The following is a 22,867-nucleotide window of genomic DNA, read 5'->3' as shown; positions in this document are numbered from 1 at the left end:
TTCACTCCTGCCGGGCATCGGCGCGCGCGACCTGCACGAGATCGCCCTGCGCCAGCGAATCGGACGGATGGTTGATCACGCGATCACCGGGCTGGAGGCCCTTGTCGATGCGCAGGTGGTCGCCAAGGTCCATGGCGATATGCACATCGCGCAGCGCCACCTTGTTGTCGGCGCCCACCACGGCCACCTGCGGACCCTGCGCGCGGAAAATCAGCGTCGTCGCCGGCACCGTAAGCGTCTGGCTGTTGCCCGTCATGGGGATGTGCACCTCCGCATACGCGCCGGGCAGCAGGTCACCCTTCGGGTTGTCCACTTCGAACTGAGCCAGCAACGAGCCGGTGGTCTGGCTCACCGCGCCCGAGTTGCCGATCAGGCGGCCAGTGAATTGCTCACCCGGATGATCGGGCACGTCCAACTGCACACTCATGTCCTGCTTGATGGCATCGGCATAACCCTGCGGTACCTGCACATACAGCCGCATGCGACTGGTGTCGGACACGGTGAACAGTGCGGGCGTGCTGTCGCTGTTGGCGCTGATCAGGTCGCCGATGTCGGTATTGCGCGCGGTGACCGTGCCTGCAAACGGCGCGGCGATGTGCTTGAAGGCTTCGAGCGCCGCGATGCGGTCCACATCGGCCTGGGCGGCCAGCACGTTGGCCTGCGCGGCTTCGGCTTCGCCGGCCTTTTCGTCGGCTTCCTGCTTCGACACCGAATTGGAGGTGAGCAGGTTTTTCCAGCGCTTGTCGGTCAGCACGGCAAGACGCGCGTTGGCCTGGGCGCGGGCCAGGTTTGCCTTGGCCTGCTCGAACTGCTGGTCGAGTTCCGGCGTATCGATCTCCGCCAGCGACTGGCCGGCGTTGACCTGGCTGCCGATGTCGCGGCTCCAGCTCTTGAGATAACCGCTGACGCGCGCATGGATGGGCGCGCTGATCCAGGCATCCAGATGGCCCGGCAAGGTCAGGCCATGGACGCCGCCACTGTTCTCGGGCGTAACGACCTGCACGCTGGGCGTGATCTGCGCGTCGGTCCACTTGGCCACGCGGTGATAGTCATAGGCACGCACCGACATGCCGGCGATGGTGGCGAGCACGGCCACGGCCAGGCCGATGCGCACCGCACGCCCCAGTTTGGGCGTTCGCGTAGGTGCGGCGGTGGTGGCGTCATGCGACATGGACGGGTTCTCCCAGAGCGGAATCAGATTGGGTCTGCGCCTGCTCGCGGCCATGCACGATGCTGAAGATCACCGGCACGAAGAGCAGGGTGGCGAAAGTGGCGAACAGCAGGCCGCCGATCACGGCGCGGCCCAGCGGTGAGTTCTGTTCCTGCGTCAGCGCCATCGGCAGCATGCCGATGATCATCGCCAGCGCGGTCATGCAGACCGGGCGGAAGCGCGTGAAGCCCGCTTCTAGCGCAGCCTTCACCGCATCGCCATGTTCGGCGAGGCGTTCACGGCAGAAGCTGACGACCAGGATGGAGTTGGCGGTGGCCACACCCATGCACATGATCGCGCCGGTCAATGCGGGCACCGACAGCGTGGTGTGCGAAAGGAACAGTATCCACACGATGCCGGCCAGCGCGGCGGGCAGGGCGGTAATGATCACGAACGGATCGAGCCACGACTGGAAGTTCACCACGATCAGCAGGTAGATCAGCACGATCGCGCCGATCAGTCCGAAGATCAGGCCGCTGAAGGCTTCGTTCATGGTGCCGACCTGGCCGTGCAGGCTCACCAGCGTGCCCTTGGGGCGCGTGGCGGCGAACTGGTTCAGCACCTTCTGCACGTCGCCGGCCACGGCGCCGAGGTCGCGATCCTGCACGGAGGCGTAGATGTCGAACGAGGGCATGATGTTGTAGTGCGACACCACCGCGGCGCTGGGCACGCGCGTGAAGGTGGCGAGGCCGCCGAGTACCTGGCTCGCGCCCTTGCCCGCCGGGGTGACCGGCAGGCCGGCAAGGTCGGACATGCTGTCCATCTTGTACTGCGGCGTGGCGGCAACGATGGGGTAGGACACGCCGTTCTTCGGATTGAGCCAGAACGTCGGCGCCACCTGCGAGCTGCCGGCCAGCGAGGCCACCATGGTGTTGGTGACGTCGCGCTCGGTCACGCCGAGCATGTCGGCGCGCGTGCGGTTCACCGTCACGTTGAGCTGCGGATAGCTGGTGCTCTGCTGCAGGCGCACGTCCGCGATGCCCGGGACTTCGCGCAGTCGCTTCATGATCTCGGTGGCATAGGCTTCGTTGGCCTTCAGGTCACGGCCGGCGATCGACACGTCCAGCGGCGCGGGCGCACCGAAGTTGAGGATCTGCGAGCTCATGTCCGCCGGCAGGAAGGCGAACTGCGTACCGGGGAACTCGCGCGGCAAGCGGGAGCGCAGTTCGCGCACGAAATCGGCGGTGGGGCCGTGCCCTTCCTTCAGCTCGACCTGGATGTCGCCATCCTGTGGGCCAATGGTGCCGCTGGCGTTGTAGACCATGTTCACGCCTGACAGCGGCAGGCCGATGTTGTCGATCACCGTGTCCAGCTGGTCGGGCGGAATGACCTTGCAGATGGCTGTTTCGATGCGGTCGAACTCGGCAGCGGTTTCCTCCACGCGGGTGCCCATGGGGGCGCGCACGTGCAGCGCGATGGCACCAGCGTCCACGTCGGGGAAAAAGTCGCGGCCCAGGAACGGCACCAGTGCGAACGAGGCCAGCACGAAGGCGAGGAAGCCGAGAATGAAGCGCTTGCGATGGGTGAGCGCCACGCAAAGCGTGGCGTGATAGACGTCGCGCACCTGGGCAAAGCGATGCTCGAAGCGCTGCTGGAAGCGCACCATCGCCGCCAGGAAGGTGCTGCGCTTGCGGGCAACCGGCTGATCGCCTTCGTGATGGTTGAGGTACTCGTCTTCCGGATGATCGCCGGGACCTTCTTCAATGTGGTGCGGCTTGAGCAGATACATCGCCAGCGTCGGCACCAGCGTGCGCGACAGCACGAACGAGGACACCATCGCGAAGATCACAGCCAGCGCCATCGGGCGGAACAGGAAGCCTGCGATGCCATTGAGCAGGAACATCGGCACGAACACGATGCAGATGCACAACAGGGAGATGAAGGCCGGCGTCACGATCTGTTTGGCGCCATCCATGATGGCGTCGTGCACGCTCTTGCCCTGCTCGAGGTGCCAGTTGATGTTCTCGATGGTTACCGTGGCGTCGTCCACCAGGATGCCCACCGCCAGCGCCAGACCGCCCAGCGTCATCACGTTGAGCGTCTGCCCGGTGGCCGAAAGCAGGGCGATGGCCGAGAGGATGGCCAGCGGGATCGACACCGCGATGATCACGGTGGAGCGCCAGCTGCCAAGGAAGACCAGGATCATCACCGAGGTGAGCAGCGCCGCGATCACGCCTTCGCGCGCTACGGAGGAAATGGCGCCCTTCACGAAGGTGGACTGGTCGCTCAGCAAGGTCACCTTGAGGTTGTCCGGCAGCGATTCGCGTACCAGCGGCATCAGCGACTTGATGCCCGACACCACGGCGAGCGTCGACGCATCGCCGACTTTCAGGGCTGGCATGAGTACGGCGCGCTTGCCATCCACGCGCACCACGTTGGTCTGCGGCGCAGCGCCGTCGCGCACGTGGGCCACATCGCCGAGGGTGATGGTGGCGTTGTGCACCGTCTTCACCGGCAGCTGGTTGAGCTCGTCGATGGCGTTGGGGCTGTTGTTGAGCTGCACGTGGTACTCGTAGGTGCCGATCTTGGCGGTGCCCACGGGGATGATCTGGTTCTGCGCGGCGAGCGCGTTGCTCACGTCCTGCGCGGAGAGCCCGTTGGCGGCGAGTGCGCGCGGGTCAAGATCCAGCGTGACCTGGCGGGCGGCGCCGCCGTAGGGCGTCGGCACCGCCACGCCCGGCACGGAGGTGAGCATCGGCCGCATCACGTTCAGGCCCTGGTCGAGGATCTTCGACTCGGACATGCTCTTGCTCGACAGCGCCATCTGCAGGATGGGCACGGTCGAGGCGTTGTAGTTGAGGATCAGCGGCGGCGTGATGCCCGGCGGCATCTGCTTGAGCACGGTCTGCGAGATCGACGTGACCTGCGCCGTCGCGGTGCGGATATCCACGCCGGGCTGGAAGAAGATCTTGACGATGCCCATGCCGGGCAGCGACTGCGACTCGATGTGCTCGATGTTGTTGACCGAGGTGCTGAGCTGGCGTTCGTAGTAGTAGACGACGCGGCCGGACATCTGGTCGGGCGGCAGGCCGTTGTAGGTCCACACCACGCTGATCACGGGGATGCCGATGTTCGGAAAAATGTCGGTAGGTGTGCGAAAGGCCGCCAGCGGACCGGCGATCAGGATAAGCACGGCCAGCACGATGAAGGTCAGCGGTCGTGACAGGGCGATTCGGACAAGACCTAGCATGGACGTCGATGCATGAGGGGCGGGTGGCCCGATGCCAGGCATGATCGCAACGCAATCTTGTGGGAACCTTTTGGGGGGGGCTGAAGGGGGGGGGCTGTGCGGGCGGTTAAAGGGCTGAAAGTCACTGGATCCCCGCCTTCGCGGGGATGACGGAGAGGGGGAATGAGGCTCTCGCGGCGTGTGAGTCTTCCGTGCCTTTCGCTCGTCATCCCCGCGAAGGCGGGGATCCAGTGACTTTCCGCGCTACCCCAGAAACCTGGCTCACCCCACCTGAGCCACCATCCTTATCCGCACCAGCAACCCCCGCCCCAGCGGCGATTCCAGCAACTCGATAGACGCTTCATGCAGCTCGATCGCACGCTGCACGATACTCAGGCCCAGGCCGTAGCCGCGCGTCGCGCTTTCCACTTCGCGGTGGAAGCGCTGGAACACGGCCTGCCGGCGGTCCTCGGGGATGCCCGGGCCGTTGTCGCGGATGTCGATGATCGCCTGCGTGCCCTCGCGCCGGATGGCGATGTCCACCTGGCCGTCAGCCTCGGTGTAGCGCAGCGCGTTTTCGATCAGGTTGCGGAACATGGCGGTAAGCGCCACTTCATGGCCCAACACCACGATCGTGTCGTCGTCGTGGGTGAGACTGAGCTCGATGTCCTTCTCGGCGATGAGCGGCGCCAGTTCTTCGATCACCTCGGTGGCGATGCGTATCAGGTCCATGGGGGTGCGTTGCTGTGAGGCGGCACCGGCTTCCAGGCGCGCCATGGCCAGGATCTGCTCGATGCGGCGCCCCAGCCGCGCCATGCTCTGCTGCGCGTGGCGCACGGTGAACTCGACCTCGGTGGGGTCGTCGGAGATCATCGCGCTTTCGAGGTGGATCATCGTGGCGGCGAGCGGCGTGCGCAGTTCGTGCGCCACGTCGGTGGCGAAACGGTGCTCGCGGTCCAGGGCGTCTTCCAGTCGTTCCAGCTGCTGGTTCAGCGCCACGATCAGCGGTTTGATTTCGCTGGGGGCGACTTCGGCGGGCATGGGCTGGCGGCTGCCGGGCGTGCGCCTGTCCAGCATTTGGGTCAACACGGCGACGGGGCGCAGGCCTCGCTTCACCGCCAGGCTCACCAGCAGGGCGAGCAGGGGCAGGCCGATCAGCAGCGGCAGCGTGTGTTCGATCACCAGCCCGCGCGCGATGTCACTGCGGTTGTCCGAGCGTTCGCCGATGCGGATCACCAGGTTGGCCCGGTTCTGCAGCGTGAAGGTGCGCCATTGCCGGCCTTCATGCTGAATGTCGCGGAAGCCGCGCTCTTCGCTGGTGGGCGGCGGCAAGTCGGCGAAATTGGAGGTGGCGGCGATCAGGTCGCCACGAGGGTCGTACGCCTGGAAGCCGACTTCCGGCTCGTAGTTGCGCGGATGCACGGACACCACCACGCCGTGCCCGTGTTTGTCGCCGTTCTGCGCGATGGCGGGCAGGTCGGCGTCGTGCAGCGGCAACTGGCCGTGCGCGATCAGCGTGCCGAGCGTACGGCCGGCCTGGGCCAGGCGTCCGTCCAGCAGCTCGTTCATTTCGCGAAGCTCGCGGCGGTAGCTGATCCAGCCCAGCGGGATCAGTACGGCCACCATCACCGCGATGATCAGCCAGGTGAGGCGCGTGCGCAGGCTGGCGGGATGGGCGCCGGTGGTCATGGGCGTCATTGCGGCTCGCGGGGAATCATGTAGCCGATGCCACGGACGGTGTGGATCACTTCCGGGCTCAGCTTGCGCCGCAGCCAGTGCACCTGGACCTCGATCGCGTTGCGCTCGACGATGGTGTCCAGGCCGTAGACGGAGTTCTCCAGCGTCTCGCGGCGGACGATGCGGCCGGCCCGTTCCATCAGCACGCGGAGCAGGGCGAATTCGCGACGGGTCAGCGTCACGCGCTCACCACGGAATTCGACCTCGGCCGTGGCCAGGTTCAACCGCAGGCCGCCCACCTCGACCAGGTTGTCGGCGAGGCCCTGGGTGCGCCGGGTCAGCGAGCGGATGCGGGCCGCCAGTTCGCCAAGGTGAAAGGGCTTGACCAGGTAGTCGTCGGCGCCCAGGTCCAGGCCGCGGATGCGCATTTCCAGCGCATCGCGTGCGGTCATCACCAGCACGGGCGTCTTCACGCCGGCACGCCGGGCCTCGGCGAGCACTTCCAGCCCATCCTTGCCGGGCAGGCCCAGGTCGAGCAGCACCAGGTCCACCGGGTCCCCGCGCAGCGCTTCCAGGGCTTCGCGCCCGTCGCGCAGCCAGGTCACCGCGTAGGACTGGTGTTCCAGCGCGTGCTTGATGGCACCGCCCAGTTCGGCATCGTCCTCGACCAGCAGAATATGCATGCCATGACACCCGTGTCCGACTCGGTAGGGGCGCGACACCTGCCGCGCCAGGGCAGCATGATCCGCAACCTACCTTTTGTGGATCTTTTGCCAGGGCGTGGCCGGGGTGCCTGAGGCCACCCCGCGCCGTTCCCGCAGGTCGCCCGGCGCTTCGGGTGTCACGTTGGCAAGCAAGGGCGGTGGCGTCAATCGGGGAGGCCCAAAAGAAAAACGGCAGGCCTGCTTGCCCGCCGTCTTCCTTCCTGTTTCAGCGCCCATGCATGACGCCGCCAAAAGGCGTGAATGGAGCGTGTTCAGGGCGTCTTGGCCAAGGCTGCCTTGACGATGGCATCGCGCAACTGGGCATCGTTGAGGGCAACGCCCTCCGACTGGTCGATGGCAACGGCCTTGATCGATTGCGGCTTCAACATCAGGTGACGCTGCAGCTCCCAGCTCTTCGCCTGCTGCTGGGCATGTGCGTAGTCAGCCGGGGTGTTTCCCACGAATCCGATGACGGCGTAACCGTTGAGGTCGACGGTGTAGCTTTCGACGGTGGCCTGTGCCTGACCGATGCAGGCAATTCCGATGGCAGCCACGACAGAGGTGAGGATGATGCGCTTCATGGTGAGGCCTCCTGACGGGGGGGAGTTCCGGGGGAGATGTGACCATAGGTCCATGACGCGCACCAAGCTTGAGGAACTCGCGCGAAACACTGAGGGATTTATGATGTTTTGGAGCTTTGGACGTTGGATGTATGCCACTAGTCATGGTCAAAAACCGCATATTTGACGCATGTTTGCCATGCGCGCGGCGTTTGCGTGAAACAGGGAAGACACGCCACGCATCGGAACGCGACACGTCGATGACTTGCGCATTGGCACCGGCGAAAACAGTGCTGTTGTGGTTGCAGGAGAAACGATTCGCGCGTGGCGGCGAGATGTCATCGCGATGACGAGGGAATCATGAGGTGCGGTTCGTGCAAGCCGTTTCGTGAGCAACGCACCGCTTTGATGTTGCCCATGCAGACAGTGCCTCTGCAGGCGCGAAGTCGTTGCCAACGTAACCATCACGCCATGCGCATGTGATGCTTGCGCGTGCTCAGGCCGGCGTCTTGTCCTTGTAGCGACACAGGTCGCGGATCACGCATTGCGGACAATCGGGTTTGCGCGCCTTGCACACATAGCGGCCATGCAGGATCAGCCAGTGATGCGCGTCCTGCTTGAATTCGGCAGGCACGACTTTCTCCAGCTTGTCCTCTACCGCGCGCACGTCCTTGCCGGGCGCAAGGCCGGTGCGGTTGGAAACGCGGAAGATGTGCGTGTCCACCGCGATGGTGGGATGGCCAAAGGCGGTGTTGAGCACCACGTTGGCCGTCTTGCGGCCCACGCCGGGGAGGGCTTCCAGCGCCTCGCGCGTCTGCGGCACCTCGCCGTCGTACTGGTCAACCAGGATGCGGCTCAGCGAGATGACGTTCTTGGCCTTGCCGTTGAACAGGCCGATGGTGCTGATGTACTGCTTGAGCTTCTCTTCACCCAGGTCGAGGATGGCCTGCGGCGTGTTCGCCACCGGGTAGAGCTTCTTCGTGGCCTTGTTTACGCCGACATCGGTGGCCTGCGCCGACAGCACCACCGCCACCAGCAACTCGAAGGGCGTGGTGTAGGTGAGTTCCGTGGTGGGATGCGGATCAAGCTCGCGCAAACGGGTGAACAGCTCGACGACGTCGGCTTTCTTCACGGAGTTTTCCCTTGCTGTTTGGCTTTTGCACGCGCCAGTGCGGCGAGCACCGGATTGGCCGGCGTCGCGGTAGCCGCCACTTCGGCCTTGCGGGCGGCGAGTTCAGCCTCGCGGTTGTCCTTCTCGCGCTGCAGTCGCGCCTCACGACGCTGGAAATGCGCGCGCGACGTATCGGCATGGGCAGGGTCATCCACCTGCGCCTGCGGCATGGGCTCGAGCACGATGCAATCCACCGGGCAGGCGGGCACGCACAGCTCGCAGCCGGTGCAGTCGTCGCTCATCACCGTGTGCATGACTTTGGATGCGCCCACGATGGCATCCACGGGGCAGGCCTGGATGCACTTGGTGCAGCCGATGCAGTCGGCCTCGACGATGCGCGCGAGCATGCGCGGCTTTTCCACCCCATGCTCCGGATCGAGCGGGAGCGCCGGCACGTCAAGCAGTTGCGCCAGTTTCACAATGCCCGCCGCACCACCCGGCGGGCATTGGTTGATCTTCGCCTCGCCGCGCGCGATGGCCTCCGCGTAGGGCCGGCAGCCGTGGTAACCGCATTGCTCGCATTGCGTCTGCGGAAGCAGCGCGTCGATGCGGTCGACCAGCGACGACATGGCGGGAACGCTCAGCGGACCGTGGCGCCCGGTTTCGCGCCCTGGTCGGCGTCCAGCAGGAACAGGTCGTTGCCGCCGTCGCCAGCGGACAGGATCATGCCCTCGGACAGGCCGAAGCGCATCTTGCGCGGCGCCAGGTTGGCGATGAACACCACGTTGCGGCCAACCAGCTTTTCCGGCTCGGCGTAAGCGGCGCGGATGCCCGAGAAGATCTGGCGCGTACCCAGCGGGCCGGCATCCAGTTCGAAGCGCAGCAGCTTGTCCGAACCGTCCACGAATTCGCAGGCGGTGACCTTGCCGATGCGCAGGTCGAGCTTGGCGAAATCGTCGATGCCGATGACGGCGGCGCCGTCGGTGGCGGGCGTGGTGCTGGCTTCAGTCATGGTCTTGCTCTGTTCCTTGGCTTTCTTGGGGGCGGGCTTGGCTTCGGCGGGCGCCAGGGAATCCCTGGACGCTTCCACCATGGCCTCGACCTGCTTGGGGTCGATGCGGCCGAGCAGCGGCTCGAACGCGTTGATGGTGTGGTTGTGCAGCTCCGCGCGGGCATCGTCGAAACCGGTGATCGGCGCGGCAAGGAAGCGCTCGGCAGCCTCCACCGTGGCCGGCACCACCGGCTTCAGCAGGCCGGCGAGCAGGCGGAAGGCCGCCAGCGCGAACGAGCACACCTGGTGCAGTTCATCGCGGCGGGTGTCGTCCTTGGCCATGGCCCACGGCGCCTTGGCGGCGATGTAGCCGTTGACCATGTCGGCCATGGTGACGAAGCGGCGCGCCACTTCGGCGAAGTCCTTGCTGTTGTACAGCGTGGGGACGTCGCCGTAGAGCGACAGCAGTTCGCGCCACAGCTCCTGTTCTTCCGCACTGAACGCAGGCGCCAGGCGGCCGTCGAAGAACTTGTGCACGAAACCCGCGGTGCGGCTGGCGATGTTCACCCACTTGCCGACCAGGTGGGAGTTGACGCGTTCCTCGAAGGTCTTGAGGTCCAGGTCCACGTCCACCGGCGTGTCGCTCAGCATGGTGGTGAAGTAATAGCGCAGGAATTCCGGGTGCAGGCCCGAATCAAGATAAGTGCGCGCCATGATGAAGGTGCCGCGCGACTTGGACATCTTCGCGCCGTTCACCATCAGGTAGCCGTTGACGTGCAATGCCGTGGGCACGCGGAAGTCCGCGCCGTGCAGCATCGCCGGCCAGAACAGGCCGTGGAAGTTGATGATGTCCTTGCCGATGAAGTGGTGCATCTCGGCGCGGCTGTCGACGCTGAGGAAGTCCTCGAACTTCAGGTCGGTGCGGTTGCACAGCGCCTTGAAGCTGGCGAGGTAGCCCACGGGCGCGTCCAGCCACACGTAGAAGAACTTGCCCGGCTCGTCGGGAATCGGGAAGCCGAAGTAGGGCGCATCGCGCGAGATGTCCCAATCCTTCAGGCCGCCGTCCAGCCACTCGCGCAGCTTGGCGGTCACGCCGCTGTTGGCTACCGGCTGGCCGTCGGTGAACTTGCCGGCAAACCAGTCGCGCAGCAGCGACTCGAACTTGCCCAGCTCGAAGAAGAAGTGCTCCGAATCGCGCAGCACCGGCGTGGCGCCGGACATCACAGAGTACGGGTTGATCAGGTCGGTGGGCGCGTAGGTGGCGCCACAGTTTTCGCAGTTGTCGCCGTACTGGTCGGGTGTCTTGCAGTTGGGGCAGGTGCCCTTGATGTAGCGGTCCGGCAGGAACATGTCCTTTTCCGGATCGAACAGCTGCTGGATGTTGCGGCGGGCGATGTAGCCGCCGTCGCGCAGGCGCGTATAGATCAGCGAGGCCAGCTCGCGGTTTTCTTCCGAGTGCGTGGAGTGGTAGTGGTCGAACGCCACGCCGAAGGCCGCGAAGTCGGCCTCGTGGCCCACGCGGATTCCTTCGATGTACTTCTCGGGTGACAGCCCGGCCTTTTCCGCGGCCAGCATGATCGGCGTGCCATGGGCATCGTCGGCGCACACGTAGATGGCCTCGTTGCCCTGCATCCGCTGCGCGCGTACCCAGATGTCGGCCTGGATGTAGCCCAGCAGATGACCCAGGTGAAGCGGGCCATTGGCATAGGGCAGCGCATTGGTGACGAGGAGGCGTCGGCTCATGGGGCGGCAACGGTCTTGATGGACGGGGTTGTCCATTATGGCATGCGGGGCCGCGGACTCCCCATCACGGCCGTATGGACGCCCGCGCGGCAGCAGGATGCGAGTGGCGATGTTTCCGCGCGGTCAGCGCGCGAGTGGCATCGGGCACACGGCAACGAAGACGTTTGTCGCCGGTCATGGAACATGGCTCTCTGTCGGCGTGGGGCTCGCGCGTTGCGCCAGCGGCACGGTGACGTTGGAGATACCGGCGGTCGTGCGAGACGCTCCTTGCCGCATGCCTGGCCGTGAAGACGGAAGAGGAAAGCGGCAGCACAAGGAGGTGTTGCACGTTTGTGCACGATTCAATACATTTGTGTCCGTTCTATCCTAGGTAAACCCCGTGGACGCCAGTACCGACACTTTACGCGCACCCCCAGGCCCGGCGATTCCAGCGGCCAGGCGGGCGACGCGGCTGATTTTTCTCGTGTCGGGCATCGGCATGTCCGCCTGGGCACCGATGGTGCCGTATGCCAAGGCCCGGCTTGGGCTGGACGATGCCCAGCTCGGCCTGGCCTTGCTGGCGTTTGGTGGCGGCTCGATGTTGTCCATGCCGTTCGTCGGCTGGCTGGCGCACAAGCTCGGCAACCGCACGGTCATCGTCGCCTCGGGCCTGCTGATGTGCGCAGCACTGCCGGTGCTGGCGATGGTGTCCAGCGTAGCGATGCTGGTGGCGACACTGTTTTATTTCGGCGTGATGCTGGGCGCGGTGGACGTGGCGATGAATGCCCACGCCGTGGATGTCGAACGTCTTGATGGCGGTCGATTGATGTCGGGATTCCACGGCCTGTTCAGTGTCGGTGGCCTGTCCGGCGCTGCGGTGATGAGCGGCCTGCTGGCTGCCGGCGTGCCACTCCCGCTGGCGGCGGGTGCCATCGCGGCCTTGCTGGTCGCGACGGTGCTGTGGCTGCGTGGCGATCTGCTCGATGACGCGCCGTCCGCCGACGCACCGCGCAAGGAACCGCTCGGCATGCCGCACGCGCTGGCGTGGCTGCTTGGCCTGCTGTGCTTCGTCAGCTTCCTGGCCGAAGGCGCGATGCTGGACTGGAGCGCCGTGTTCCTGCGCGACTTCCGTGGCGTGGCTCCCGCGTCGGCCGGATTTGGCTACGCCTTCTTCTCGGTGGCGATGGCCTTGGGGCGCCTCACCGGTGACCGCATCGTCGGGCGCTTCGGCCCGGCGTGGGCGGTGCGCATCGGTGCCATGCTGGCGGCGGCGGGCTTCATGCTGGTGGCGGGTGTTTCCGGTGCGGTGACGTCGCTGGCGGGTTTCGTGCTCATCGGCCTGGGCGCATCCAACATCGTGCCGGTCATGTTCAGCGCGGCGGGACGCCTACCGGGCACGCCGCCGGCGATTGCCATCGCCACGGCGACCACACTGGGTTATGCCGGCCTGCTCAGCGGCCCCGCGTTGATCGGCTTCGTGGCACATGCCAGCAGCCTGCCGGTGGCTTTTGCCGGGGTGGCGGGCCTGCTGGTGCTGGTAGGACTTTCGGCAAGGATCGTGAAGCTATGAGCAAGCAAGTCGACACGGTGATCTTCGACCTGGGCAACGTGCTGATCGGATGGGATCCGCGCCGCCTCTACCGGCAACTGATTCCCGACGAGGCGCAGATGGAATGGTTCCTGCGCGAAGTCTGCAACAGCCAATGGAACGAGCAGCAGGACGCCGGTCGCCCGTGGACGGAGGCGACCGCACTGCTGCGCGGCCAGTTTCCCGACCACGCCGACCTCATCGATGCCTACCACCTGCGCTGGGAAGAAACCCTGGTCGGCGCGATGGAGGACAGCATCGCGGTGCTGGCGGAACTTCGTGCGCGCGGTGTGCGGCTGCTCGCGTTGACCAACTGGTCGCAGGAGACGTTCCCCATTGCGCAGCGCCGCTTTCCCTTCCTGCAGTGGTTCGAAGGCATCGTTGTTTCCGGCCAGGAACGGCTGATCAAACCCGATCCACGCATTTACCAGCGCCTGCTGGAACGTTATGGCGTCGACCCTGCCGCGGCGCTCTACATCGACGACTCCGCGCGCAACGTGGCCGCCGCCGAAGCACTTGGCATGCACGGTTGGTGGTTCCGTGGCGCGGATGGGCTGCGCCGCCGGCTGATCGAACTGAATGTGCTTGAAGCATCCACTCGCGAGGCATCGCATGGCTAAGACGCCCACGGTCGACAGCAACGCCCTGCCGGAAGAGCGCCAGCAGCGCATCCTTGAACGCCTGCGCGCCGAGGGGCGCGTGGTGGCGGCGGAGCTGGCCCAGGCCTTCGAGGTTTCCGAAGACTCCATCCGCCGCGACCTGCGGGAGCTGGCCGCGCTGGGGCTATGCAAGCGCGTATATGGTGGCGCGTTGCTGCCGGCCGTCACATTGACGCCGTTGAAACAGCGCCGCCACGAGCACTCCGCGCGCAAGGAAGCCCTGGCGCGCAAGGCGGCGAGCCTGGTGCAGGCGGGGCAGACCCTGCTGATCGACGCCGGTAGCACCAACGCCGCCATTGCGGCCGCACTACCGCGCGATGCCCGGCTTACTGTCATCACGAATGCGCCGCATATCGCACAGGTTTTGCTCGATCGCGAAGGTTTCGAGGTGTTGCTCATCGGTGGTCGCATCGACACCACCATCGGTGGTGCGACCGGTGCACAGGCGGTGGACCAGGTGCGCCGGGTGCGCGCGGATCTCTGTTTCCCCGGTGCATGCGCCATCGACGCGGCACACGGATTGTGGGGATTCGACAGCGAGGAATCGCTGTTCAAGCGCGCCATGATCGAGGCCAGCGACGAAACCGTGGTCGTGGCGACCGACGACAAGCTGGGCGCGGTGGCCGCGCATCAGGTGGCTGAACTGGCGCGGGTGCAGCACCTGGTGGTGGAGCATTCGGCCGACAAGGCGACGCGTGCGGCATTCACGGCGCGTGGCGTGGCGGTGCATCGGGCCGAGGCGACGGCGGGCTGAACCTCAAAGCCCCTGTAGGAGCGCACTTGTGCGCGACTGCGGCACACATGAACCCTGCGGCCGCGCACAAGTGCGCTCCTACAAAAAGTTGGCGACGCCTTACTGCTGGCGCTGCCACTCCTGGCTGCGACCGAGCAGCGAGAAGCCGATATAGCCGCGCACGGTGAGCTTGCTGCCGTCGTCGCTGGGCTGCAGCTTCACCTTGTAGATCTTGCCGGTCTTGGGGTCGAGGATCTTGCCGCCGTCCCAGACGGTGTCGCCGTCCTTGTGCACGCCCCACATGATGTTCATGCCTTCGATCGGCTTGTCCTTCCGCTCGCCATCGCAGTTCTTGCAGATCGGGTGCGGGCCTTCGTCTGACTGCAGCACTTCCAGCACGGTGGCCTTCAGTTCGCCGCCTTCGTCGGTGATCTTCACGATGGACTTGGGCTTACCCGTCTCATCGTCGATGGTCTTCCAGGTGCCCACCGGGGTGACCTCGGCGGCGAACACGGTACCGGCGCCCAGCAACAGGCCGGCGACCACGGCGGTGCGAAGCAGTGACTTCATGGATGATCCTCCCGTACGAAAGCGTATGTTCCGGAGCCTGACCGACCTTGCGCGAAGGCGTCAAGCTGCAATGCGAAAGCGCCGCAAACGCCCGAGAGGGCCACGCTGGCATAATGGGTCATCCCCATGACAGGCCGTAGATTTCGATATGACGCAGGCGAGCGAAGCCCTGGTCCGCCACATTCTTGGCGAACTCGTTGATTCCCATACCGGTGCTCCCCTGGTCGATGCCGTGCGCGCCGTGGGCGTGGATGGCGATCGGGTGTCGGTCGACATCCAGCTCGGTTATCCGGCCAAGGGCGTGGCCGACACGCTGGCCGCCACCGCCAAACGCGCGCTGGAGGCCGACCCGGCCATCGCCACAGCGACGGTATCCGTTGGCACCCGCATCCACGCCCACAAGGTGCAGGGCACGCTGGCGCCGTTGCCGGGGGTGAAGAACATCATCGTGGTGGCCTCGGGCAAGGGCGGCGTGGGCAAGTCCACGGTCTCCGCCAACCTGGCCCTGGCACTGGCGGCCGAAGGCGCCCGGGTGGGTGTGCTCGACGCCGACATCTACGGCCCCAGCCAGCCGCGCATGCTGGGCATCAGTGGCAAGCCGCAGTCGCCGGATGGCAAGACCATCATCCCGTTGGAGGCGCACGGCCTGCAGGCCATGTCCATCGGCTTCCTGATCGAGGAAGAGACCCCGATGATCTGGCGCGGCCCGATGGTGACCCAGGCCATGATGCAGCTGCTCAACGACAGTCGCTGGGAGCAGCTCGACTACCTCATCGTCGACCTGCCGCCGGGCACCGGCGACATCCAGCTCACGCTGTCGCAGAAAGTACCGGTGTCGGGCGCGGTGATCGTCACCACGCCACAGGACATCGCGCTGCTGGACGCGCGCAAGGCGCTGAAGATGTTCGAGAAGGTCGAGGTGCCGGTACTCGGCGTGGTGGAGAACATGGCCACGCACGTGTGCTCCCACTGCGGGCACGAAGAGCACATCTTCGGTGAGGGCGGCGGCGCGCGCATGGCCGAGCAGTACCACGTGGCGTATCTCGGCTCGCTGCCGCTGGACATCCGTATCCGTGAGCAGGCGGACGGAGGCACGCCGACGGTGGTGGCGATGCCTGATTCCGATCTGGCCGCGCGTTATCGCGAGATTGCGCGGAATGCGGCGGGGCGATTGTCGCGGATGCCGCGGAACAAGTCGCTTGGGCTTGGGAAGATCATGGTGCAGGGCGCGCCCTGAGCGGGCGCGGGTAGCTCCGACCGATCTTGCAGCTTTCTTCCTCCTCTCCCTTTGGGGAGAGGGAGTAACCCAGCCTCACCGTTTCGTATCGTCATCCCGGTCCAGGCCAGGATCTAGAGCCCCGGTGTTTGGTTGTGGCGATGCGGCGATCTGGCTCGCCTGCGGCGGGCTTCCGCCCTCCTGCCGGAGGCCGGGTCACTTTCTCTTGCTTGCCCAAGAGAAAGTAACCAAAGAGAAAGGCACCCCGCTTGGCGCTGGCCGGAGAAGCCGGCCAGTCCGTGAGGGGCGGCCGGGCTTTTCGACAGGGCGTCCTGCCCTGTCGAAAAGGGATCGGCATCCCTGCCGATCCCCCTGCGGGCCTGATCGTCCACCCCTCACCGCCGCACAGGGGCCCAAAGGTCGAAAGCCAAAGCGCAGAGCGCACGGCTCGTGCCGCTACGCGGCACATCGCGGTTGTCGAATGACGGCACCTTCGCCATGGCGGGACCTACCTTGTAGGAGCGCACCCTGTGCGCGACCGCAGCGTCTGGTGGTCACCGCTCCGTCAGGCTGTCGCGCACAGGGTGCGCTCCCACAAGGTTGCGTCAATGTTCACCCCAGTCCTCTCTCGGGAGAGAGGACGAGCGATGGGTGATGTTCAACGTGAACTGCCTAGGGGCAAGGAAGAAGGTGCCGCGCAGCGGCGCCGCGCTCCGCGTTAAGCCCTCTCCGCCATGGCGCGTTGCGAAGCGCTTGGAAGTACCTGCTGTGTAGCGGCGAAGGTTGCCAAGTGGCAACGTTCCTCACCCGTTCGGGCTTATCCCCACGCAATGCTGCCAGCTCCTAAGGCCATTTTCTTTGGGTTACTTTTCTTTTGGGCCAGCAAAAGAAAAGTGACTCGGCCTTCGGCAGAAGGTCGAAACGCCCGCTGCGTAAGCGGCACCCTGGCGGGAGCGCACGAGACCGAAGGCCAAGAGCAAAGTCACTGGACCCCTGCCTCCGCAGGGGTGACGGCTAAAGAACGGCACGGTGAGGCGAGCACCCGGGCGCCGCCCCTTTGCGAAGTACGCCGGAATGACGGCTCCCCCTGAAGCCGCACGCCCAGACAGCAGCCCTCAACCAGCCACCCTGCAAAGCCCCAAGCCCCCACGCAAAGCCACCAACATCCCAGTCTCAGTCCCCCTGACTGGCGGCCCACCCTCCCTTTCAGCTATTTTCCCGGTCTTTACGCCGTCCGGCGCGACACACCAGCCCTCCGGGAGCCCGAGTGAGCATCAAATCCGACAAGTGGATCCGCCGCATGGCCGAGCAGCACGGCATGATCGAGCCGTTCGAGCCGGGGCAGATCAAGACGCGCGACAACACCAAACTGGTGTCGTACGGCACGTCGAGCTATGGCTACGACGTGCGCTGCGCGCGCGAGTTCAAGATCTTCACCAACATCAACTCCACCATCGTCGACCCGAAGTCGTTCGACCCCACGAGCTTCGTCGACGTGGAAGCGGACGTGTGCATCATTCCGCCCAATTCGTTCGCACTGGCGCGCACGGTCGAGTACTTCCGCATCCCGCGCAAGGTGCTCACCATCTGCCTGGGCAAGAGCACGTACGCGCGCTGCGGCATCATCGTCAACGTGACGCCGCTGGAGCCGGAGTGGGAGGGTCATGTGACGCTGGAGTTCTCCAACACCACGCCGCTGCCCGCAAAGATCTACGCCAACGAAGGCGTGGCGCAGATGCTGTTCCTCGAGTCGGATGAGGAATGCGAGACCAGCTACAAGGATCGCGGTGGCAAGTACCAGGGCCAGCAGGGCGTCACCTTGCCGCGTACCTGAGCCGCGGCGGGCGCCATGGCGGCGCCGGCGGCGTTCACCTGAATGGTTGCCGTCCGGGATCCATGCACGGAACCGGGGCGGCGCTACACTCCCTACGTTCACTTCGATGCATTGCAGGAGATCCCGCATGACCCGTTTTTCCACGCTGCTGACCCGCATGGGTGCAGCCATCCTGCTGGGCAGCATGCTGGTGCTGGCCGGTTGCCACCGTGGCAGCGCCAAGGATGAAGTGCGCACCTCGGACATGAAGAGCCAGTTCGATGCAGTGGTCCAGGCCTACAAGAACGGCCAGTTCATCGTGGACGGCGCCGTGCTGTCGGCGCTGGATACCGGTAGCCACTTCGCCTATCTCAAGGACACGGGGCGTCTGCCCAAGACCGTCCTGCTCGAGCCCAGCGACGACTCCAAGATCCGCAAGCAGCACCTGCAGTACATGGCCCGCCTGCAGCTCGATTACGGCTTCACCGTGTACTACGACGATGGCGGCACGCTGAAGAAGATTAGCGTGGTCGATACCAAGGCGCGCGAACTCGAGGATTACAAGGCACCGGTGAAGACCGAAGCCCCGCCGCCGCAGCAGCATATGTAAGCTGCCTGGCATGACGAAAAAGCCCGCGGTTTCCGCGGGCTTTTTTTATCGGGTGCTTGTCAGGCGAGCGATCTCCGCAAGGCCTGCAGCAGTGACGCCAGCGTCTCTTCGCCATAGGGCACGGCGGTGCCGCTGCCCCATACCGGGCCGGGCCACGCGGCGTCGCCCTCGCGCCGGCCCACTACGTGCACGTGCAACTGCCTGACGATGTTGCCCAGTGCGCCGAGGTTGAGTTTGTCGAACGGCTCGGTCGTGCGGAGCGCCTGTGATGCCCGGTTCACTTCGCGCCACAGCAGCGCCTGGTCATCCGCCGACAGGTCACAGATTTCCACCCGGTCCAGTTGGCGGGGCACCAGCACCAGCCACGGAAAGCGCGCGTCGTTCATCAGCAATACGTCGCACAGATCCAGCGAAACGACATGGCGCGTGTCGTTCTTCAGGCGCGCGTCGAGCACAAAGGCCGCATCGTTCATGCGCCGTGCGCCAAGTGCCGGTCGAAGAACGCCAGCGTGCGCTGGTACGCGAGCTTTGCACTCGCCTCGTCGTATTGCGTGCCGACATCGCGGTTGAAGGCATGGTCGGCGGGGTAGGTGAATACTTCCATCTGCGGGAGCATCTCGCGGTGCTTCTGCACCATTTCCGGCGGAATGGATTTGTCCTTCTCGCCGAAATGGAACATCACCGGCGCCTTGGGCTGCTCACCCAGGAAAGGCACATTGCGCGCGCCGTAGTAGCTCACCGAGGGCAGGCCCAGGCGTAGCGCCGCAAGCATGGCCACGGTACCGCCCCAGCAGTAGCCCACCGTGCCGATACGCCCGGCGGAGGAAATGGCTTCTGCGGCGCTGGCCACGTCTTCCACGGCGCGGTCCATGCCCAGCTCCATCACCAGCGCCTTGCCCCGCGTATAGCCGTCCTCGTTGTAGCCCAGTTCCACGCCGGTTTCGAGGTGGTCGAAGAAGCACGGCGCAATGGCGGTGTAGCCGGCATCGGCAAAGCGGTCGACGACATGCCGGACGTGGTCGTTGACGCCGAAGATCTCCTGGATCACCACGATGCCGCCCTTGGGTTTCCCCGCTGGCTGGGCCAGATACGCCCCGATGCACTGCATCCGCGTGGTGTTGAGGTTGATGGTCTGGCCCATGACGTGTTCTCCCCGGTGGCAAGACCTTAATTCTAGCCATTCAGGGAATGGGGCCAACGTGAGATATAATGGTCCGTTTTCCGCATAGTTACGGTCCCCACGCCATGTCGCAGGTCTCGCCCAAAGTCGGTTTCGTCAGCCTGGGATGCCCCAAGGCCCTGGTCGATTCCGAGCGCATCCTTACCCAGCTGAAGGTCGAGGGTTACGAGATCGTGCCCAGTTACGGCGCGGCCGATGCGGTGGTGGTGAACACCTGCGGCTTCATCGATGCCGCCGTGCAGGAATCGCTGGACGCCATTGGCGAGGCGTTGCACGAGAACGGCAAGGTGATCGTCACGGGCTGCCTGGGCAAGCGCTCGGAGCTGATCCGCGAAGCCTATCCGGATGTGCTCGCCATCACCGGCCCGCAGGACTATGCGAGCGTGATGCATGCCGTGCATTCGGCCTTGCCGCCCAAGCGCAACCCGCTGCTGGACATCATTCCGGACACGGGCATCAAGCTGACGCCGAAGCACTATGCGTACCTGAAGATTTCCGAAGGCTGCAACCACCGTTGCAGCTTCTGCATCATCCCGTCGATGCGTGGCGACCTGGTGTCGCGTCCGGTCGACGAGGTGCTGCTGGAAGCCGAGCGCCTGGTCAAGGGCGGCGTGAAGGAGCTGCTGGTGATCTCGCAGGACACCAGCGCCTACGGCGTGGACGTGAAGTACGCCGAGCGCCAGTGGCGCGACAAGAGCTACCGCACGCGCATGACCGAACTGTGCGAAGGCCTGTCCGAACTCGGCGTGTGGACGCGCCTGCACTACGTCTACCCGTACCCGCACGTGGACGAAGTGATGCCGTTGATGGCCGAGGGCAAGATCCTCCCGTACCTCGACATTCCGTTCCAGCATGCCAGCCCGCGCATCCTCAAGCTGATGAAGCGCCCGGGCAACATCGACAAGACGCTGGAGCGCATCCGCAACTGGCGCAAGGTGGTGCCGGACCTCACCATCCGCAGCACCTTCATCGTCGGTTTCCCGGGCGAGACCGATGCCGAGTTCGAGGAACTGCTCGACTTCCTGCGCGAAGCCGAACTCGACCGCGTGGGCGCGTTCGCCTACTCGCCGGTGGATGGCGCCAAGGCCAATGAGTTGCCGGGGGCGGTGTCGGAAGAGCTGAAGGAGGATCGCCTGGAGCAGTTCATGGCCGTGCAGGCGGAGATTTCCGCCGCCAAGCTGCAGCGCAAGATCGGCCGCACCATGAAGGTGCTGGTCGACGAGGCCGGCGCCGATGGCGCGGTCGCGCGTTCGGCGGCCGACGCACCGGAGATCGACGGTGTGGTGCATATCGCCAACGGCCAGCTGCTCAAGCCGGGCCAGTTCGTCGATGTGGTGATCGACGGCGCCGACGAGCACGACCTGCACGCTCGCCTGGCTGATTGATCCGCGAGCGGCGTGATGCGTTACATCGCGCCCGCCCGTGAAAGCGTCGATCCCGCCGTGTTCACGCGTTGGCCGCTGTGCGGCTGGCGCGAGTACAACGCGTGGATGCAAGGCGCGCACTGGCCGTCCATCGACGAACTCAACGCCGCGCGGCCCACGGGCCAGCGCGAACGTTTCATCGCCCAGACGCAGGAGCTGCTGGGCGATGGACTGCATTACGAACAGCGCATTGCGGAGCGTGGCGACATTGCCACACGCGAAGCGAACTGGCATGACTTGTTCAATGCGTTCGCGTGGCTGCGCTACCCGTCGCTCAAGCGCGCGCTCAACGCGCAGCAGATGGCCGGCATCGCGCTCATGGGGGCGCGGGAACGCTCGCGTGCGCAATACGCGTTGACCCACTTCGACGAGGCGGGCGTCATCGTGTCCCTGCGGGATCGTGCCCTGCTGGCGCTGTGGGATGCCCACGACTGGTACGGCCTGTTCTGGCGTGAAAGGGCTGCCTGGCTGGACGGTCGTGCGGCCATTCACGTGTTCGGCCATGCCCTGCTGGAGCACGCGCTGACGCCGGGCAAGTTGCTTGTAGGCAAGGCCTTGGTGGTCGTCGGGGCGGGCGAGCAGGGCTGCCCGGTATCCGCCTGTGTCGAAGGCATCGAGGCCGGGCTATTGCTGCGTGATCCGCTGGATCTGCGCCCCTTGCCATTGTCCGGCCTGCCGGGCTGGCATCCGGACAGCGACACGGAGGCATTCCACCACCATGCCGCGTGCTACCAGCCGCGCCGCGAAGGGCGTGAGTATCCTTTGCCGATTTTGCGCTGAGTTTTTGCCGATCTTCGCCTTGTGACAAATTGCGGCGGCCCTCCAATCGCGCTACAAGGGTTGCAGCGAAGCACTGGGGAGAGGGCATGGAGACGGCATGTCGAGTGCTTTGTCGTCGTTTGCGCGACGGATGGCTTCGGGCGATATGGGTGGCCTGCCTGCTCGTGCCCTTCAGTTCGATCCACGCCGACGAGGTCGCGCAGGAGCCGGCCCGGTCTGCCATCCGCTTCGGCATCCTTCCCATTGGCAGTGCCGCGGAATCCCGCGAGCAATGGCGTCCGTTGCTGGAAGATCTGGAGCGCAAGCTCGGCTATCCGGTCACCACGGTGTCGGTCAGCAGCTATGCGGGGCTGTCGGGGGCCATTAGCGAACAGCGCGTGGACATCGCCTTCCTGTCAGGCCGGCTCGCCATTGACGCGGTGGAACACCAGCACATGAGCGTGGTGGCCCAGTTCGTGCGCAACGACGGCGCGAAGGGCAACGTGGCGATGTTGATCGTGCGCGCCAACAGCCCCATCCACTCCGTCAAGGACCTGCTGGCGAAGCCGGGGCACTGGCGATATGCGCGCGGCGAAACACTGTCGGTGACCGGATACGTGGCGCCGGAAGCGGAGGTGTTCGCGCCCAACGGGCTCAACTCGGACACGTTCTTCGCCAGCGTGCGCGTGGGCAATCATCAGAACAACGCGCTCGCCGTGAGCAACGGCGAGGTGGACGTGGCGACCTGCAACAACCCCGACCTGGATCTGTTCCGGCACAACTTTCCCGAGGAGGCCGCACAGTTGCGCGTGATCTGGCGTTCCCAGCTGATCCCTTCGGGCGTGCTGGTCGTGCGCGACGGCTTGGCCCAGCCCTTGCGGCGACAGCTGATCGACTTCATGCACGGTTACGGACAGGCGCCGGGCGCCGCGGGCGAGCGTGAGCGGGCGAACCTGGCGCGCATTCCCGACCTGGCCGGCTTTGCCGCGGCCGACAACGCGGTGCTGCGGCCCTTCATCGACATGGAATACCGCCTGATGCGCGAGCAGGCCGAGCACGGGCGCTGGGTGAACGAGGCGGCCAGGACGGCCCGGCTCAAGCAGATAGACGCGGGCTACCAGGCGGACCTCAGGCAACTTCTGCACGAATGAAGTGTCATTCAAGCACCCGA

At 65.4% G+C, this 22,867-nt stretch carries 20 protein-coding genes; 9 read left to right on the top strand and 11 right to left on the bottom strand.

What is annotated here, in order from left to right:
- Window position 1 precedes the first annotated feature (1 nt).
- The 8 genes from HY57_RS15470 to metG all read right to left on the bottom strand — a co-directional run bounded on the left by HY57_RS15470 (window position 2) and on the right by metG (window position 11,165).
- The gene (locus tag HY57_RS15470; RefSeq protein WP_019463665.1) at window positions 2-1,171 is read right to left on the bottom strand and encodes an efflux RND transporter periplasmic adaptor subunit; all 1,170 of its coding nucleotides are present in this window, start codon (window positions 1,169-1,171) and stop codon (window positions 2-4) included.
- The gene (locus HY57_RS15465) at window positions 1,161-4,400 is read right to left on the bottom strand and encodes an efflux RND transporter permease subunit (RefSeq protein WP_019463664.1); all 3,240 of its coding nucleotides are present in this window, start codon (window positions 4,398-4,400) and stop codon (window positions 1,161-1,163) included. The genes HY57_RS15470 and HY57_RS15465 overlap by 11 nt, the downstream gene beginning before the upstream one ends.
- Before the next feature lie 261 nt (window positions 4,401-4,661).
- Window positions 4,662-6,077 carry a sensor histidine kinase gene (locus tag HY57_RS15460; RefSeq protein WP_019463774.1) on the bottom strand — a complete coding sequence of 472 codons (1,416 nt, stop codon included), beginning with the start codon at window positions 6,075-6,077 and terminating at the stop codon, window positions 4,662-4,664.
- Window positions 6,074-6,739 (bottom strand): response regulator, encoded by a 666-nt coding sequence (locus HY57_RS15455; RefSeq protein WP_019463775.1) that lies wholly within the window; start codon window positions 6,737-6,739, stop codon window positions 6,074-6,076. The genes HY57_RS15460 and HY57_RS15455 overlap by 4 nt, the downstream gene beginning before the upstream one ends.
- A 293-nt stretch (window positions 6,740-7,032) precedes the next feature.
- Entirely contained in the window at window positions 7,033-7,341 is a 309-nt protein-coding gene (locus HY57_RS15450; protein WP_019463776.1) for a hypothetical protein, read from the bottom strand.
- 475 nt (window positions 7,342-7,816) lie between these two features.
- Window positions 7,817-8,452 (bottom strand): endonuclease III, encoded by a 636-nt coding sequence (gene nth / locus HY57_RS15445; protein ID WP_019463777.1) that lies wholly within the window; start codon window positions 8,450-8,452, stop codon window positions 7,817-7,819.
- Complete coding sequence (gene rsxB, locus HY57_RS15440; RefSeq protein WP_019463778.1) at window positions 8,449-9,060, bottom strand: electron transport complex subunit RsxB; 612 nt, start codon at window positions 9,058-9,060, stop codon at window positions 8,449-8,451. Before rsxB ends, nth begins: the two co-directional genes overlap by 4 nt.
- A gap of 11 nt (window positions 9,061-9,071) precedes the next feature.
- Window positions 9,072-11,165 carry a methionine--tRNA ligase gene (gene metG / locus HY57_RS15435; RefSeq protein WP_019463779.1) on the bottom strand — a complete coding sequence of 698 codons (2,094 nt, stop codon included), beginning with the start codon at window positions 11,163-11,165 and terminating at the stop codon, window positions 9,072-9,074.
- A gap of 478 nt (window positions 11,166-11,643) precedes the next feature.
- Between metG and HY57_RS15430 the strand changes: the two genes are divergently transcribed.
- The 3 genes from HY57_RS15430 to HY57_RS15420 are packed head-to-tail and all read left to right on the top strand — an operon-like array spanning window position 11,644 to window position 14,145.
- The gene (locus HY57_RS15430) at window positions 11,644-12,714 is read left to right on the top strand and encodes an MFS transporter (RefSeq protein WP_081500569.1); all 1,071 of its coding nucleotides are present in this window, start codon (window positions 11,644-11,646) and stop codon (window positions 12,712-12,714) included.
- Window positions 12,711-13,352, top strand: a complete 642-nt coding sequence (locus HY57_RS15425; protein WP_019463781.1) for an HAD family hydrolase — start codon at window positions 12,711-12,713, stop codon at window positions 13,350-13,352. Before HY57_RS15430 ends, HY57_RS15425 begins: the two co-directional genes overlap by 4 nt.
- Complete coding sequence (locus tag HY57_RS15420) at window positions 13,345-14,145, top strand: DeoR/GlpR family DNA-binding transcription regulator (protein ID WP_019463782.1); 801 nt, start codon at window positions 13,345-13,347, stop codon at window positions 14,143-14,145. Before HY57_RS15425 ends, HY57_RS15420 begins: the two co-directional genes overlap by 8 nt.
- A gap of 99 nt (window positions 14,146-14,244) precedes the next feature.
- On the opposite strand, the gene HY57_RS15415 is transcribed toward HY57_RS15420, so the two are convergent.
- Window positions 14,245-14,694, bottom strand: a complete 450-nt coding sequence (locus HY57_RS15415; RefSeq protein WP_019463783.1) for a DUF2147 domain-containing protein — start codon at window positions 14,692-14,694, stop codon at window positions 14,245-14,247.
- A 148-nt stretch (window positions 14,695-14,842) separates the two neighbouring features.
- On the opposite strand from HY57_RS15415, the gene apbC reads away from it, so the two are divergent.
- The 3 genes from apbC to HY57_RS15400 all read left to right on the top strand — a co-directional run bounded on the left by apbC (window position 14,843) and on the right by HY57_RS15400 (window position 18,333).
- Window positions 14,843-15,931 carry an iron-sulfur cluster carrier protein ApbC gene (gene apbC / locus HY57_RS15410; protein WP_019463784.1) on the top strand — a complete coding sequence of 363 codons (1,089 nt, stop codon included), beginning with the start codon at window positions 14,843-14,845 and terminating at the stop codon, window positions 15,929-15,931.
- A 1,246-nt stretch (window positions 15,932-17,177) separates the two neighbouring features.
- Complete coding sequence (gene dcd, locus HY57_RS15405; protein WP_019464169.1) at window positions 17,178-17,744, top strand: dCTP deaminase; 567 nt, start codon at window positions 17,178-17,180, stop codon at window positions 17,742-17,744.
- A 127-nt stretch (window positions 17,745-17,871) separates the two neighbouring features.
- Window positions 17,872-18,333 (top strand): hypothetical protein, encoded by a 462-nt coding sequence (locus tag HY57_RS15400; RefSeq protein WP_019464170.1) that lies wholly within the window; start codon window positions 17,872-17,874, stop codon window positions 18,331-18,333.
- A gap of 59 nt (window positions 18,334-18,392) precedes the next feature.
- Here HY57_RS15400 and HY57_RS15395 read toward each other — a convergent pair whose 3' ends face one another.
- Window positions 18,393-18,806 carry an HIT domain-containing protein gene (locus tag HY57_RS15395; protein ID WP_019464171.1) on the bottom strand — a complete coding sequence of 138 codons (414 nt, stop codon included), beginning with the start codon at window positions 18,804-18,806 and terminating at the stop codon, window positions 18,393-18,395.
- Window positions 18,803-19,474 carry a dienelactone hydrolase family protein gene (locus HY57_RS15390; RefSeq protein WP_019464172.1) on the bottom strand — a complete coding sequence of 224 codons (672 nt, stop codon included), beginning with the start codon at window positions 19,472-19,474 and terminating at the stop codon, window positions 18,803-18,805. The genes HY57_RS15395 and HY57_RS15390 overlap by 4 nt, the downstream gene beginning before the upstream one ends.
- A gap of 104 nt (window positions 19,475-19,578) precedes the next feature.
- On the opposite strand from HY57_RS15390, the gene rimO reads away from it, so the two are divergent.
- The 3 genes from rimO (at window position 19,579) to phnD (ending at window position 22,847) form a co-directional block, all read left to right on the top strand.
- Entirely contained in the window at window positions 19,579-20,898 is a 1,320-nt protein-coding gene (gene rimO, locus HY57_RS15385; RefSeq protein ID WP_026033746.1) for a 30S ribosomal protein S12 methylthiotransferase RimO, read from the top strand.
- 15 nt (window positions 20,899-20,913) lie between these two features.
- Window positions 20,914-21,717: a DUF3025 domain-containing protein gene (locus tag HY57_RS15380; RefSeq protein ID WP_019464174.1), complete on the top strand. Its 804-nt coding sequence runs from the start codon at window positions 20,914-20,916 to the stop codon at window positions 21,715-21,717.
- Between the two features lie 149 nt (window positions 21,718-21,866).
- A complete protein-coding gene (phnD, locus tag HY57_RS15375; protein ID WP_019464175.1) occupies window positions 21,867-22,847 on the top strand; it encodes a phosphate/phosphite/phosphonate ABC transporter substrate-binding protein in 981 nt (326 codons plus the stop codon).
- The last annotated feature ends 20 nt before the right edge of the window (window positions 22,848-22,867 follow it).

It is taken from the genome of Dyella japonica A8 (assembly GCF_000725385.1).
GTDB classification, from domain to species: Bacteria; Pseudomonadota; Gammaproteobacteria; order Xanthomonadales; family Rhodanobacteraceae; genus Dyella; species Dyella japonica_C.
The sequence above is the reverse complement of the archived record's forward strand: the minus strand, read 5'-3'. Positions and strand labels throughout refer to the sequence as shown.

Bases quoted from the DNA above. Each gene is read 5' to 3' on its own strand.
- HY57_RS15470 (WP_019463665.1), bottom strand. From the start codon at position 1,171: ATGTCGCATGACGCCACCACCGCCGCACCTACGCGAACGCCCAAACTG.
- HY57_RS15465 (WP_019463664.1), bottom strand. From the start codon at position 4,400: ATGCTAGGTCTTGTCCGAATCGCCCTGTCACGACCGCTGACCTTCATC.
- HY57_RS15460 (WP_019463774.1), bottom strand. From the start codon at position 6,077: ATGACGCCCATGACCACCGGCGCCCATCCCGCCAGCCTGCGCACGCGC.
- HY57_RS15455 (WP_019463775.1), bottom strand. From the start codon at position 6,739: ATGCATATTCTGCTGGTCGAGGACGATGCCGAACTGGGCGGTGCCATC.
- HY57_RS15450 (WP_019463776.1), bottom strand. From the start codon at position 7,341: ATGAAGCGCATCATCCTCACCTCTGTCGTGGCTGCCATCGGAATTGCC.
- rsxB (WP_019463778.1), bottom strand. From the start codon at position 9,060: ATGTCGTCGCTGGTCGACCGCATCGACGCGCTGCTTCCGCAGACGCAA.
- metG (WP_019463779.1), bottom strand. From the start codon at position 11,165: ATGAGCCGACGCCTCCTCGTCACCAATGCGCTGCCCTATGCCAATGGC.
- HY57_RS15430 (WP_081500569.1), top strand. From the start codon at position 11,644: ATGTCCGCCTGGGCACCGATGGTGCCGTATGCCAAGGCCCGGCTTGGG.
- HY57_RS15425 (WP_019463781.1), top strand. From the start codon at position 12,711: ATGAGCAAGCAAGTCGACACGGTGATCTTCGACCTGGGCAACGTGCTG.
- HY57_RS15420 (WP_019463782.1), top strand. From the start codon at position 13,345: ATGGCTAAGACGCCCACGGTCGACAGCAACGCCCTGCCGGAAGAGCGC.
- HY57_RS15415 (WP_019463783.1), bottom strand. From the start codon at position 14,694: ATGAAGTCACTGCTTCGCACCGCCGTGGTCGCCGGCCTGTTGCTGGGC.
- apbC (WP_019463784.1), top strand. From the start codon at position 14,843: ATGACGCAGGCGAGCGAAGCCCTGGTCCGCCACATTCTTGGCGAACTC.
- HY57_RS15400 (WP_019464170.1), top strand. From the start codon at position 17,872: ATGACCCGTTTTTCCACGCTGCTGACCCGCATGGGTGCAGCCATCCTG.
- HY57_RS15395 (WP_019464171.1), bottom strand. From the start codon at position 18,806: ATGAACGATGCGGCCTTTGTGCTCGACGCGCGCCTGAAGAACGACACG.
- HY57_RS15390 (WP_019464172.1), bottom strand. From the start codon at position 19,474: ATGGGCCAGACCATCAACCTCAACACCACGCGGATGCAGTGCATCGGG.
- rimO (WP_026033746.1), top strand. From the start codon at position 19,579: ATGTCGCAGGTCTCGCCCAAAGTCGGTTTCGTCAGCCTGGGATGCCCC.
- HY57_RS15380 (WP_019464174.1), top strand. From the start codon at position 20,914: ATGCGTTACATCGCGCCCGCCCGTGAAAGCGTCGATCCCGCCGTGTTC.